Origin of the sequence: Bradyrhizobium ivorense, from assembly GCF_900696085.1 — a bacterium.
In the GTDB taxonomy this organism is placed as follows: Bacteria; Pseudomonadota; Alphaproteobacteria; order Rhizobiales; family Xanthobacteraceae; genus Bradyrhizobium; species Bradyrhizobium ivorense.
The window spans coordinates 99533-112878 of record NZ_CAADFC020000011.1; the positions used below are offsets into that span (position 1 = coordinate 99533).

At 55.6% G+C, this 13346-nt stretch carries 10 protein-coding genes and 1 pseudogene; 2 read left to right on the forward strand and 9 right to left on the reverse strand.

Annotated features, from left to right (window positions below):
- Positions 1–969: 969 nt before the first annotated feature.
- From CI41S_RS15340 to CI41S_RS15375, 8 genes are all read right to left on the reverse strand, one after another.
- Positions 970–1182 carry a hypothetical protein gene (locus CI41S_RS15340; RefSeq protein WP_139481503.1) on the reverse strand — a complete coding sequence of 71 codons (213 nt, stop codon included), beginning with the start codon at positions 1180–1182 and terminating at the stop codon, positions 970–972.
- A gap of 364 nt (positions 1183–1546) precedes the next feature.
- Positions 1547–2257, reverse strand: a complete 711-nt coding sequence (locus CI41S_RS15345) for a hypothetical protein (protein WP_244626529.1) — start codon at positions 2255–2257, stop codon at positions 1547–1549.
- Complete coding sequence (gene alr, locus CI41S_RS15350) at positions 2254–3348, reverse strand: alanine racemase (protein WP_244622200.1); 1095 nt, start codon at positions 3346–3348, stop codon at positions 2254–2256. The genes CI41S_RS15345 and alr overlap by 4 nt, the downstream gene beginning before the upstream one ends.
- Positions 3349–3451: 103 nt before the next feature.
- Positions 3452–4519 carry an NAD(P)/FAD-dependent oxidoreductase gene (locus CI41S_RS15355; protein WP_139481505.1) on the reverse strand — a complete coding sequence of 356 codons (1068 nt, stop codon included), beginning with the start codon at positions 4517–4519 and terminating at the stop codon, positions 3452–3454.
- Positions 4516–4857 carry a cupin domain-containing protein gene (locus CI41S_RS15360; protein ID WP_139481506.1) on the reverse strand — a complete coding sequence of 114 codons (342 nt, stop codon included), beginning with the start codon at positions 4855–4857 and terminating at the stop codon, positions 4516–4518. Before CI41S_RS15360 ends, CI41S_RS15355 begins: the two co-directional genes overlap by 4 nt.
- 49 nt (positions 4858–4906) lie before the next feature.
- Positions 4907–6217: a lysine N(6)-hydroxylase/L-ornithine N(5)-oxygenase family protein gene (locus CI41S_RS15365; protein WP_139860134.1), complete on the reverse strand. Its 1311-nt coding sequence runs from the start codon at positions 6215–6217 to the stop codon at positions 4907–4909.
- Between the two features lie 24 nt (positions 6218–6241).
- Complete coding sequence (locus tag CI41S_RS15370) at positions 6242–7456, reverse strand: MFS transporter (protein WP_244622202.1); 1215 nt, start codon at positions 7454–7456, stop codon at positions 6242–6244.
- Positions 7453–9111, reverse strand: coding sequence for a class I tRNA ligase family protein (locus CI41S_RS15375; RefSeq protein ID WP_139860137.1), 1659 nt, complete (start codon positions 9109–9111; stop codon positions 7453–7455). Before CI41S_RS15375 ends, CI41S_RS15370 begins: the two co-directional genes overlap by 4 nt.
- A gap of 515 nt (positions 9112–9626) precedes the next feature.
- On the opposite strand from CI41S_RS15375, the pseudogene CI41S_RS45155 reads away from it, so the two are divergent.
- Positions 9627–10772: pseudogene (locus CI41S_RS45155) on the forward strand (PAS domain-containing sensor histidine kinase); the annotation flags it as partial.
- A 379-nt stretch (positions 10773–11151) separates the two neighbouring features.
- On the opposite strand, the gene CI41S_RS15385 reads toward CI41S_RS45155, so the two are convergent.
- Entirely contained in the window at positions 11152–11343 is a 192-nt protein-coding gene (locus CI41S_RS15385; protein WP_139481510.1) for a hypothetical protein, read from the reverse strand.
- Between the two features lie 927 nt (positions 11344–12270).
- Here CI41S_RS15385 and CI41S_RS15390 point away from each other — a divergent pair.
- Entirely contained in the window at positions 12271–12693 is a 423-nt protein-coding gene (locus tag CI41S_RS15390) for a hypothetical protein (RefSeq protein WP_139860140.1), read from the forward strand.
- Positions 12694–13346: the final 653 nt, after the last annotated feature.

Here is a 13346-nt window from a genome sequence, read left to right on the forward strand (position 1 = left end):
TTGACAGGCAGAACCCTGGCAGAAATGCCAGGGTTCTCGACTTCGGGTAAGTTCGCAACCACGCAGCCATCGTCAGCTTGAGTTGGATCGGCAGGTTGGCCCGACAACGCCAACGACCGAAACCATCCAGCCATGTTATCCGTTGGGTTAACCCGGCAAGTGCACTGATCGCGCGCTAATGGAATTCACCGATCAACCACGGCATATAAATGACGTTCCATGAGCTCTCGTTCTTGGACCGGGTATCCCGGATCTCTCAATTCCCCGCATGATCCAGATCGAACCGAAAATCTGTGTGCGTTAGCAGGTTATCTAGTCAACGCTGAGTGATCACACGGCCACGCAGATGAGGGGAAATGAGTTTTGACGAAAGAGCCGCTCGCCCAAGACGCACAATTTCGAAAAATAACGCGTGTGAATGTCAGCGAAAAACTCGCCATGGGTCCCGGCCCGCCCAGGTATCCCAATCCTGCCCCCTCAGCTGCTGACTGGTTCCGTTTTAGAGAAATCCGACTTTTGGCCTAAACATCGGCGCTAACGATCGTATCGCTTTGGTTTGCGAGACCGGAAAGAAGCCCAATAGCCAGCGAAGCTGCCCGTCATTGGCGCCGTCGAGCCGTAGGGCAGGTGCGATCGCTTAAGTTCTCGACCGCTGATGCCTTAATGAACCGGATCTGATTTGTGGAACTAGTTCGGCTGGATTTTAACGGAGGCTGCTGAACCGGAATCCGCATCCGCTGTTCCCAAATTGGCTCCCATCGCGGCATGGTTTCAAACACGGATATACCGTGCGAACCACTGCGGCGCAGAAGTCGCTCGGATTGAAGTCAAGTCCCGCGTGTGGTAGGCGATCGCTTGCCGGCCCAGAAAGAGGCTCGGTGCTCTCAGCGCGCCAATCGGTCCGGAAATGGAACGCCTAGAATTTACGACCGTTCGCAATTTATTTACCGATCGCTCGTTGTTTGTAGATCAAGCTAGCTTGTCAGCTAAGGTTTTCATGGAACGACTTAGCGGCAACTTTCGCCGATGGTAGCCGTAGATCCGGACATCTTCGCGGATTTGCTCGCTAACCGAGCGCACGATACGTTTCTTCCGCCACTTCCTGTTGAGATCGATCGGAATGGAATTGCCTCGAGGAACGACGAGAAGGTCGTTCCGTTCGTTCAAGTAGACATCATACATGGAAATCCTCGCTCCAGGTCAACATAGGCCGAAGCCCCAGCCCTTTGGTGACTTGGACGACACAGTCTCAAGAAAGCCGAACAGGGGGCTTTGCTCTCGGAACGCCAAGGCTGGGAGGGGACGATTTCTGCTTCATCTTGGCAGCAGTGACGAAGCCGAAAGAAACTCCGGATTGGGGCACCTTCCCGATCGGCGCGTGTCGCAGGTCTCGGCTTGGCTTGTTGTAAGCTCTTCGTTGCCTAATGGTGCCGGCCTATGCAACTAGCCGTGGCCTTCCGTGCTGCTTGCGTTCTAGTGATCCGCCTGGCGTCGATGTCCTAATATCTGTTTCTGGGCTCGCTTGGCATTATCCCGCCTCCTCGTTTCAGGATGCCCCCTTTTTGAAATGGAGGAAGTTACAGACGTCATGATATTCTATCTCGTTCAAGCGGAAGCCATACGAGGATATGCGGTTCACCAGAAAGACCGGATCGAAAGCGAACGCCTGAAAACCGTTGGAGCAATCTAATCGAACATAGTCATCCGTGCGCACCACCCCCTGAACGGAAATACCACAAAGGTCATAGTATTCGTGGCGAGCCACCGTTGCCGTATCGCTCGTCGAAAAGAGCGACAAAGCTAGATCAAAAGGCGCTTTACAGACCAGCGTCAGAAATTCTATTGGCGCATCCATCGTGCCAATAAAATTAAATGGCAGTATGCAAAGCACCTTTCCATCATATCGGCGCATTATCTCGTCGATTAACCGCGTTCTTTTGAAGAATCTTCTGGCCTCGCAGCGGATTACCGCTCCTCTCCTACTCTTCAACCGGCGCATACGAGGTGGATTTATTTCAATGCCAAGATAATCATTGTCATCGTTCTTGATGCCAATAAGGCGGTACCCACTACAACCCACTTCTATGATCAACCCATACCGGGTCGCACGCAGGAGATCGAGGTAAAAAAGTCTCTCACGGAGATGAAATTGACGCACCTCGGCCGTGAAGCAGCTCGGACGCATGAGGCGTATGCCTTCATCGCCTAGATAGATCGCTCGATTGACTTGCTGGGATCGGAGCGTGGAGGAGCTCACCGGTATCTCACATCATCTCGTTCGGATGAGACGTAAAGCCTGCGGCATCGCCGTCCCATCGCCGTGGTCAATTCGTCGCTCAGCATTTTCGCGGCTGACGCCATATCCGCGACGGTCTGCTCGGGGCAGATGAGGTCCACCACCGTACCGGGCGGCGTCAAACTCTCGGGCAGGTCAGTTACGTCAATGGTAACAAGGTCCATCGAAACGAAGCCGACGATAGGTGCACGACGACCATATATGAAGACATGCCCTCGATTACCCAGAGTACGCGGAAATCCATCTGCATAACCGATCGCGGCGGTCGCGACCCGCATCCGCTTCTTTACTGTGTAGGACCTGAGGTATCCAATCGCCTCCCCATGCTCGACTTCACGGCATTGAATAATTTGCGTTTGCAGATGAACGACTTGCATTGGTTTGAAATCGGGGTCATCGGACGTCGAGAAGCCGAAAATTCCGCCACCCGTTCTTATGAGGTCAAAATGAAACTCACGTCCGGCAAACAGTCCGGCCGAATTCGATAGAGAAAGAATCGCATTCGGGAATAAATGGGCAAGTCTGCGAAACCGATTTAGTTGTTGGAGGCAGATCTCGTTTCGCCACTCTGCACAGGCGAGCTGACTCATGAACAGCACGACAGGCAATTCAGATAACCCGTTTCTATTTTCGGCGATTGTGTGCAACTCATCAATGGGAAACCCCAATCGAGACAGGCCAGTGTCGACATGAATTCCTGCTGGCAGCGCGCGATTGCGAACTCGGCAATGCCGAAGCCAGGCCTCCAATTGTTCCCTGCTATTGAGGATCGGCAACAAATTGTGCTGCTCGGCCGCCAGCTCCATGCCCGGCAGAGCGCCGTGGAGCATATAGATCTTTGCGGATGATGGCAGCACATCGCGCAGGGCAACGCCCTCCTCCACATCGGCGACGAAAAAATGCGTGCAGCCGAGGGAAGCCAGGAAGGGCGCTATACGCGTCGCGCCAAGACCGTAGGCATCAGCCTTGACAACGGCGCCGCAAGCGCTGCGAGGCGCAAGCGCCTGGCACTTTCGATAGTTGGCTTCAATGGCGCTAAGATCGACAATCATGGTCGGTCTCGACGTCTCGCAAACGGGATTTGCAAGTTTATGATAGGGATTGGCTTCGAGACCAATCGGCAGACGTCTTCTCATCACGGCACGCCGACGACTATCAATGGTGAGAATACAACGATCGAATTGCCTCTTCCGCGCACGCGGGCCCAAAACGAAACCCGTTACCTGCACCGCCGCCAATGACATACAGTCCGGCGACATCTTGAGCTGGACGAGAGAACGGGACCCCATCGTCAGAATAGCAGTCGCAGAACACACGCGCTGATACCACGGCGGGAATGTCAGAGGAAAACCATTTTGCCAGGATTGCGGTGGCGCGCGCGAGATCATCCGAACTGATGTGCAGCCCGCCGGGGTCAGGTCTCACATCCCATTCTTGCGAGGTGAAACTGAACAACCAATACCCCTCCTCGATCATAGGAATCAGGAACGCATAATCATCGAACAAGCCGACCATTGGACAGTTCGTTGTGGGGCGCGCCGCCAAGTGAAGCGCGACGACCTTTTTTACTCGCACTCGCGGCTCCTCCGCGAAATGCGCGCGCAACGGTGACTCTGGCAGCCATGGACCGATTGCCAGAACGGCCCGCCTTGCCGAGAGTTCGTCATCATCAGAGGTCTGAAGACTGATATGGCTCGGTCTCTGCCGTATCCGTGCAATCGATGTGCGTTCCCGTATCGAAGTCCCGACAGCCTTGAGCCTTTGGGCCAAATCCTGAACAATTGAATTGACTGGACAGTAAGACCCCCGATCCAGCGCCACCACCATATCGCCGGGAATCAAAAATTGCGGCAGCGATAAAAGCCTTTCCCTGAGCGCGAAAGAAGTCGATGGGGCGGTACCGACCACACAGGTCGTTCGCGTGAGTTCTTCCGGATCCCGCGTCAACCAAAATACATCGCAGTCTCGACCGCTGGGCCATTGCCCAGGCGGATAAATCTCCCGCCAAATCTTTGAACCACGACTGAGGAGGCTTCTTTCCTTTTCATTACGACCGACGTTGATTTGGATTCCGGGGGCAAACCCACTGGCACCTGCCCCAACGGTCTCTCGATCGAAGATGACGATTCTATCCCGTGGCCGGCTGCTCGCTGTAATGAAGGCGGCACTCAGGCCCATGACGCCGGCGCCAATGACCGCCAGGTCGTAAATGCTGTCGGTCATCGAGCTCCCTCCCAGGCGATAGATAAAGCGCTGAGAACTTCGCTGCCGCGATTTTCCAAATAATGGGTTCGATGTGGCTGCAGAAACACGAGATCGCCTGCCTTGATAGCCAATTCTCCATCGTCAGTTATCACTCGACCTTGGCCGCTCGTGATGCGCCAGATCTCGCAGGAAGAATGGGAATGAGGCGTCGACACAGCGAACGGATCCAGCCGGAATTCGATGAGCTCGACGGGACAAGGGGTCCCGGAATGGCCGATTTTTTCAACGTGCTGCAAAACTACGCCGGGGCTATGGACCGTCATGTCGTCCAGTGCCATCAACTGTGCATTCCTCATGGTATACTCCGTAAGACTATCCGGTGGTCGTGGCAGACTTGTTCGCCGGTCAGCAGGAGCCTTCGAACCCAACGCTACTCCACTCGATGACGCCAGTTCCCGGCCCGCAATCGTAGGCTACGCGGCCGATGATCGAATTGAGGATTAGCGAAGCGCGCCAAGGAACCAGGCTTAGATTTGTATCAGCGATGCCATGTTGAAGGCGTGCGCCATTCTGGACGTACAAACGGCACTTTCCGGGACCGTCAAAACGAGCCGAGAATTCCTTGTCGACCACGATCTCTTGAGAGCCACCCGGGGCATTCAAGACCTCGAGCCGGCCTGCGATCGGCTCCAGGAACGATGGGATTTCGGTGCGGTAGCCTGTGGCTAAGACGACAATGTCTGCGACATGTTGTGAACAAGTGTCCGTCTTCCGCTGACGCAAATCCAAGCGAAAGGGAGACATGCCGCGCAAGTCCTCGGCCGTGGTGTCCACGTATATCTTTACGTGCGCCGGGTAGGACCGTCTATGAACCTCGCGGTCGTACAGCGCATTGTAGATAGCGCGAAGCGTTGAGCAGTTCACGCCATCGCTCGCCAACGATTGTCGCTCAAGAATTTGCTTCCGGGCCGCTTCACTCTGTTCAAAAAACCAATCACCATGTTGCGGAAAGAACCATTCATTGACGAAAGGACTATCTTCGAGCGCGAATATGCTTGCGCGGCGCGTCACCCAGGTCAGGGTTGCCAAGGGACCGCATGCACCACCGAGGAGATGAAGGAATATTTCTGCCCCGCTTTGGCCGCCACCTACGACCACGACACGCTTGCCGGAAAGCTCACGCCGCCGCAGAAGAAGGGTACTCCCGTGAAACACCTCGTTTGGCGGCGCATTCCTGCCCCACTCAGGAACAGACGGTACCCTGCCCACGCCAAGCACAATCGCACGGGTTTGGTAACTGCGGCAATTCGTTATGATATTAAAGGCCTCGCCGTGCAGTTCGACTGCGCTCACGTGCTCACCGAATTGAACGTTCGCCAGCTTCGCCGCTGCCCAGCGCAAATAGTCCTCAAATTCACTACGAGTAACAGACGCCAGTCCCCGAACAATAGCTTGATAAAGTCGCTTCTTATCATGCAAGTAGGCGAGGAAACTGTATGCACTCGTCGGATCAGCCGGTGTGACCAAGTCCTTTAGCGGGCTGGTTTGCATGACGGCACCTTGCAAAAGCAGACCGGGATGCCACTTTACGTCCTCTGAGCTCTCAAGGACGTTCAACGAAATGTCCAGAATCGGAGCCGCGAGCGCTGCCAGACTCAGATTAGCCGGCCCCGCACCGATCGCGATGACGTTACAACGGTCCCCGTGCTTCAGCATCCCATGAACCCTACAAGGAGCCAGTCAACGTTCTCGGCTGGCCGAGAACACTTGAGTTGCCAGAAGAACTGCATTAGCGACGATAAGCACCATCATGCCTATCAGCAGATTGTCGAAGCTGCCGGCCTTCACTATTTGCCCAGCGATGTACGGAAACCCGAATAGGCCAATGAAATAGGAGAGCGTGAAGACTTGAGAAGCAATAGCCAACGATGTCCCATCCGTGTCAGCAATGTAAACGACCATACTGTTCAGGGTCGAATAGCTGAGACCGTATCCCAGCGCGAACATCATTGTTCCGAAGATGTAGTTCGCCGTACTGCCTACATTCACGAAAAGGATGAATAGCCCTGCGATAGTGCATATGACGAGAACCGCGGCTACGCGTTCAAGGCGCACTTTTCCTATTATCGGCGCCACAGCAAACCGCATGAAGACGGCCGTCAGCGTGAAAACCAGAAAGAATGTGTCGGCTGACTGCGATCGCGATGCTGCGTAGAGCGCCTGGAACGTGGAAAGACCGGCGAAAACGCATGCCCCAAGGCCATTCATGATGATCGGATATCGCGTGTTCGATTTGAAGGCTTTTAGCACGCCTTCCAGCGTGAGACGTATAGTTGGCAATTTGGTCTGAGGAGCTTGCGCCAGCCCCCTACCGGCGAGCTCCAAAAGCATCGCAGCAACGAGACATGCAGCCGCAAATAGGGCGTACACTGCAATGTAGGATCCCGCAGTCTCCGCGACGGTGCGCGCGAGAGGAGCAGCAAGTCCGATACCCAGCATTTGAGACCCGGAAAGCAGGGTAAGATACTTGATACGGGCTTCAGCCCGCACGTGACCCAGGACTTGAAGCGGCGCCAGCATATAAAACCCGGACCAACCAATACCGAGAAAAAGCCCTCCGACATAAGCGAAGAGCGTTAACGTTGACGCTGATGCGAAACATATCATCGCGACCGCCATCATCACTGCGGCTACGGTGATAGCTCGCATCAAGCCAAGCGACTCCGCGATCCGGCCCGCCACTAGCGAACACAATATTGTTGCGATCGTACCGGTCGAGATAACGGCTCCAGCGGTCGTGGCGCTTTGTCGAATGGACTGCAGAGCGTCCACGAGAAAGAAGCTCGAGCCATAGGATGCGGCCAAGCTGATACTACCAAGCATGAAAGGAATGGAGACTTCTGGCGGAATTGCACTGGGCAGTTTCTCGGCAGGAACGATGTTCGCGACTGTCATGCTGCAATCTTTCTCGGAAGGCATCGTTCAATATCCGCAACCGCCAACCTGCGCCCATTTATCTTCGGTGCCGTTCCACATCGGTGGGATGAGGGCGTCGCAGCGCATGCGGCAACTGGATGGCCGCCATGACCGAGCCAATGCCATAAGGCTTCTGTTATCTTGGGCATCAGCGGCCACGCCAATACGCTGAACCCCATAAGCCAGGTGTAAGCGGTCTGATGGTTCGGCGTGCCGCTAAGATGATCAACCCATTCGATAAGCGGCCCCGACGATTGCGATACCCGCAGATGGTCGAGCGACAGCGCGGCGCACTGTTTTTCGTAGAGTCGATCCAACGTAACCATCATCGCACCATCAACGTGACATCCAGCGAGAGCCGGTATCGCGTTTATGGACACTGTGCAGCAGTCGATGGCCGCAGATATCTTGTCGAGAACCGCGTTGTAACGATCGACCAACTGCTCTGACACCAAATCAGTCTCGGTTTCTTCCGGGCAGATTTCCGACAGGTACACTCTGAGGACGTCGACCGATATATTTGGAATTTGAGCGATTTCGCCTGCCCAGATCACGTGGCCGCGACTCGTAGAGAACTTCGAACCGTTCAGCCGAAGGAAATGATTGAAAAAAATTCGATCAAATGGGCGGAACGAGTTCTGGCCCAATGCGCATCCAGTAACTCCGACGAGCATCGGGATTGTGTTATCGATACCGGTACCGCCAATGAGGAATGCATCGGACTCGTGCGCAAAGGGACTGGGCTTGCCGGTGCCTTCGGCGTCCTTATGCCCGCAATAGAGAGAATGAGCGTAGAGCAACGAGGAGTAGCTAAACAATATCTGCTGGCTGTTGAAATGCCGTGAATGCCAAGCCAGCCCGTGTAGTCCCGGTACGGTCAGCCGCATTTGCTGCCCTTTACGAGCCACGTACCGTTTCCCTATCTCCAGAAAGCCGGATTCGATGGCCGTATCGTCCCACGCCCGTAGAAGTCGGTCCTTTCCCGAAATTGAAAGGAATGCGGAACTATTTTCCAGCCATTCGACAATCCGCCCGCGCCTGGATACCGGATTCAGCGCTTCCTCGGGTTCAAAATGATGTCCACACTGTTCGCAGAAGAAGCTTCCCGCAGATGCCAGGCAAACCGGACAGGTTGCACCAAACCAGCCTCCAATGCAGAAACGCTCTTCTGGTGTGACAGTAGAACCCACATTGTCCACCGGTAAGCGCGTCGCGAGGAAACGAAGCGAGCCCGCTGCAGATAAGGCGCCCATCAGCGCGTTGCCGACCGTCGAAAAGCGCTGCAAATTGCTGCTATACGCCGGATCATCGAAATGATCGAAAACGACACCGACGGAGGCGAGATCTTCCACAATTCTGATATGGAAGCCATGTGCCAAGGTGGACGGGTCAATGTTCTCAAGAGCCGCTCGGACCAGGACATGGTTCTCGAAACCGTCAGTCGTCAATCCAGAACGGACATGATGCCCCGCCCTCTTCAGGTGCTTCTGGACAACATCCATTCTGAGATATGGCCCAGCGGCATGCCCCAGATGTGCTCTGCCATTGGCTGTCAAGTTGACGGGAGATATATACACATCAACGGGATGCGTATTCGCTACATTTATCCGCGAGATCGTTGGACTTCTTTTCATAGCTGAACAATGATTTCTATGAACACATATCCGGAAGCATCCAAACAGGTGCCGGACATCGCCGCGGGGACACGAAGGCGCATGCGGCTTACGGGTTATGGACGCAGCCCGCCTGTGTATTTCAAACTGGGCTCCATACGTCGAAGACGTGCAGCGTTCGTTGTTTCGCGGGATACTCGACGTATCGCTCTACCTCAGCTCGCAACATAGGTAATCTCCTCGCCAACCGCCCCCTGGAAGCGATCAGTGCTGACGCCTTGAACGAAGCAAACGGCGCGCCAACTGAAATTGCTTGCTTCTGCGGCTTATCACGGCCTGCGTTTCGTCAACTTTCCGACATTGGTCACGAATCTCACAAGTGGCCCGTAAAGCCGGATGAGAGCGGTCGTAGGGAGAAGGTTTTTATTTTTTCGCGACCGTTAACCCAGTTGCAGCCAACTGGTGATGCCGACGACTTGGCGCGTCGACCAGTCCGGACATAGCTTGCTTCCGCGGATCAACGTGTCAATACGCGGGCCAGGGAGCGGTTGGAAAACACTCTTGCAGCACTGAAAGAAAGCGAGCAGCGATTTCGCGACTACGCCGAAGCGGCTTCGGACTGACTCTGGGAGACCGGGCCGGATCACCTGTGCACCCATCTTTCGGAACACGCGAGCGCTGTAGGCCTCTTGGCCGGCGAGCTCATTGGCCTGGCTCGTTGGGACGTTGCGTGCGACGTTGAGGCAAAACCCCAGAAATGGCAGCAGCATCGAGCAACGCTAGCTGCACATCTCCTGTTTCGCGATCTGATCTATCCCATCCTCAGCCAGACAGGTTCTCCGATCTACATTCGGACCAGCGGCAAACCGTTCTTCGATGCGTCCGGCACTCTTCTAGGCTACCGTGGTGCCAGCACTGACATCAACGCAACTATTCGTGCAGATCAGGCGGAACAAGAGCTGCGAACGGCTCAGGCCGAGCTTGCGCATGTTACGCGCGTCACAGCGTTGGGAGAACTGACGGCGGCCATCGCCCACGAAATAAGCCAGCCGCTCGCCGCCATTATCAGCAACGCCGATGCATGCCTCGGTCGGATCGGCCGCGAAACTCATGATCTTCCAGCTGCGCGAAGCTCGGTTGAATGGATCGTCGAAGATGCAATCCGGGCAAGCGAGGTAATCCGTCGCATCCGCGAAGAAGGGCGAGATCGAGACGTGGACTCTCGATATCAATGACGTTGTCAAGGAGGCTATCGCGCTGGTGACGCGTGAGTTGATCAGTCACCGCGTGAGATTACGAACCGAGCTGATGTCTAATTCCACCGATCGTCGGTGACCGGGTTCAACTGCAACAGGCAATCATCAATCTGGTTATGAACGGGATTGAGGCCATGCAGGCGGTCGATAAAGCGGCGCGCGAACTGGTCATTCGCTCATTCAGCCGCGCTGCAGAATACGTGCAGCTTAGTGTGGCTGATTGTGGCGTCGGAATCGCTGAGCGTGATACGGACTCGCGCCTTGGACCCCTTCTTCACCACCAAATCAAGCGGCCTTGGAATGGGACGTTCGATCTGCCGTTCAATCGTGGACGCTCACGGAGGGCGCCTGTCAGTTGCCCGCAAGCCGAAGCCGGGTGCGACGCTTCAATTCACGCTGCCGCTGCATAGGAAAGTCATGTCGTGATTGGACGCTCTGAGTCGCCGTACGACGATGGGAAGGCCAGGGAACGTCAAACGGCCGTCTTGTCGTGGTGAACGACGGCTCGAGGCCGATCGCTCATCACCCTTTCAGTGCGCCCGGGCGTCGCCACTTTCGGAGGGCTCGCGAGATACGGCGGAGCAAGCTTCCGGATGTTGTCAACTGTCTAGTTCTTGCACCTGGCTGGCGGATTGTGCGGTTCTCGACTTCCAGACCGAGCGGCCATCACTGACAACCGGCCCGAGATCAAAGCGTTGGCGAAGGAGTTTCCAATCCTTCCGGTCCACAATGCGCTCCCACGAATAGGCGGAACGAGCAATTTTGTCTCATGACCGCTGAACCAACCGATGCCGAGACAAGCAATCTATTCGCGCGCGGCGAGTTCAACGATCGTCGCCGTGTCGAGGACCCTGCCGGCAAGGTCCTTGATCAGGATCTCGTTTCCAGATTCGGCGAGTTCATTTGCCTTGGCGAGAGCTTGCTTTGCGGAGGGAACAACGATCCGGATAGCACCGTCGCCGCTTTTCGAATAAACCTGATATCCAACGCCACTCATCGCGCCTCACTGACGAAGGTCTCTAACGTTCCTCCAGATCCGCGTCTAGTGCAAACGAGCCACGGCTCGCATCTTCCGAACAGAGCGAGTGTCAGGCGCTTGTCTGCAAAGGATCACTGGATACACCGCTAGACAGCCGTCGTGGGATTGAGAAGACGCGTCGAAAGATGCCGATGCATGCATGGTTGCCATCGTCGCGGCCGACATCGCGAGACACTCAGGGCAGCAAGCCGATTCTGAGCGGCATCTCACGAGGTCCGACGTTTGTAAACAAGCGCAGCGCCGCTATTGACGCAGAAATGTTTTCCACTCCGTTGCCGAGAATGCTCGGAACGGAGCTTTGGCGACGATATTTGGGCGCCCGGCCTCGCCGTCAGCGTCGATCTCCGGTCAAAAGACAGGCTTGCAACCGCTGGACACTCCTGCGCACTTCTACTCCGAAGCCTGGAGAATATTGAGTTACGCACCGCCAGCGCAGAACTTTGATTGAATTTCACAGGAGCTCTGCGATCCGCCCGGACAACCGCAGATCGGTAGCACGCTGGCGATAGCGGCTATGGACATGCCACGAAGCTCTCGCCCCCGAAGACCCGGGCAGACTCCTCCAGACAGCTGGAATCAGAGCGTTTTTATCCTCGCTACCAAGGTTGGCGGCACCCTAGTTCCACAGCGGCGGTCTAAGCCTCGCTTCCCCTGTCAGATGTAGCGGAGACATGAGTGGCCAAGCACACAAGCATTCGTTGCAATAGAAGAGCGGCGGACTGCCCCAAAACGACGACTCTAGGTCGTTGCATCGTTCAAATGGATGCTGACTTACATGAGGTACAAAGCATGCGCTTTTAAGCGGAAGCGGCTCTCCTACCTTTGTGAGCCGCGATCATATTTTCATCGACGCGGCCCGGGTTTGGTGCCGACGCAGAAGCCGCAATGCAAAGGAGGGGCCTCGCCACGCTGAGCGTCAAAGAAGTTGTTACACGGTTCAGCCCGAACGATTTCAACGCCATTGATCCAGATGACCTCCATATTGCGCCTGCACAGTTCATCGAGAAACCCGTCGAAATTCCAAATATGCGATGCATCTACGCCATGGATGGCGTCCGTTGTATTGCGCTTCCGCCTGCGATGATTACAATTGTTTTCGCAAAGGCTATCGTACCCGCCGCGCAACGAAAAGCGCTGAAGAACGACTGCAACGTGATCCGGAGTATGGCGCAGTCGCCTGCCTGCCGAAGGAATATCCGAATGGTTCCAACCGGCTACAGCGAAACTTCCCTCAACGCCTTTGCGAAGCGGGTCGTCGTGACGGCGGGGACAATTGAAGTCCTACCGACGTGGCGACGGAAGCATTGACGTCGAACACAAGGAAATGCTGTTCGAGCAAGGACGTCCTGGGTTTGATGCAGCTCCTTTCATTTCTGGACCAATCAGCCGAGCTTGACGCAGATCGATTTTCCCTCGACCCTACACTTGGCGTCTGACGAGTTTGCGGCGCCGATCTGCCGCTCGGTCTATCCGAATGCTTCACGGCGTGCCGGAGCAAGATCTCGATGATGACGCTCGCCAGACGCTTAGCATGGACGTACTAACGCGGCAGATGATTTAGGGTGATTTAGGGCGGCATCGTTCGCAAGCTGGTGTTCAACACGCTGATCGGCAAATCCTGACGAGCACGTGAAGCAGCGATCATGGACGATCCAGATTACCGCGGGACCGCCCCGCCCGCGCCAGCATATGACTTTGTCTCGACAGGCTCCGTACATTCCGGCCGAATTCGCAGCTATCAACGCCCGCACGCAAAGAATGCACGAGTTCTCACTTTACGAGATTGGGCCTTCGATCAAGCAAACCTCTAAGATCCAGGCGGCGGCGAGCTCCATTTCAGCTCGTTTGCGCATGCTGAAGGCGGCAGATTCGGAGTCCACGGCTGGTTGCCCTTAAACGCGACGTGGCTGTTCTCGGTCTCCATCGACTCCGCGCCGCGAAAAGACCGGCGACCTCGGCAA

Coding starts and splice junctions, on each gene's coding strand:
- CI41S_RS15340 (WP_139481503.1), bottom strand. CDS start 1,182: ATGTATGATGTCTACTTGAACGAACGGAACGACCTTCTCGTCGTTCCT.
- alr (WP_244622200.1), bottom strand. CDS start 3,348: ATGATTGTCGATCTTAGCGCCATTGAAGCCAACTATCGAAAGTGCCAG.
- CI41S_RS15355 (WP_139481505.1), bottom strand. CDS start 4,519: ATGACCGACAGCATTTACGACCTGGCGGTCATTGGCGCCGGCGTCATG.
- CI41S_RS15360 (WP_139481506.1), bottom strand. CDS start 4,857: ATGAGGAATGCACAGTTGATGGCACTGGACGACATGACGGTCCATAGC.
- CI41S_RS15365 (WP_139860134.1), bottom strand. CDS start 6,217: ATGCTGAAGCACGGGGACCGTTGTAACGTCATCGCGATCGGTGCGGGG.
- CI41S_RS15370 (WP_244622202.1), bottom strand. CDS start 7,456: ATGACAGTCGCGAACATCGTTCCTGCCGAGAAACTGCCCAGTGCAATT.
- CI41S_RS15375 (WP_139860137.1), bottom strand. CDS start 9,111: ATGAAAAGAAGTCCAACGATCTCGCGGATAAATGTAGCGAATACGCAT.
- CI41S_RS15385 (WP_139481510.1), bottom strand. CDS start 11,343: ATGAGTGGCGTTGGATATCAGGTTTATTCGAAAAGCGGCGACGGTGCT.
- CI41S_RS15390 (WP_139860140.1), top strand. CDS start 12,271: ATGCAAAGGAGGGGCCTCGCCACGCTGAGCGTCAAAGAAGTTGTTACA.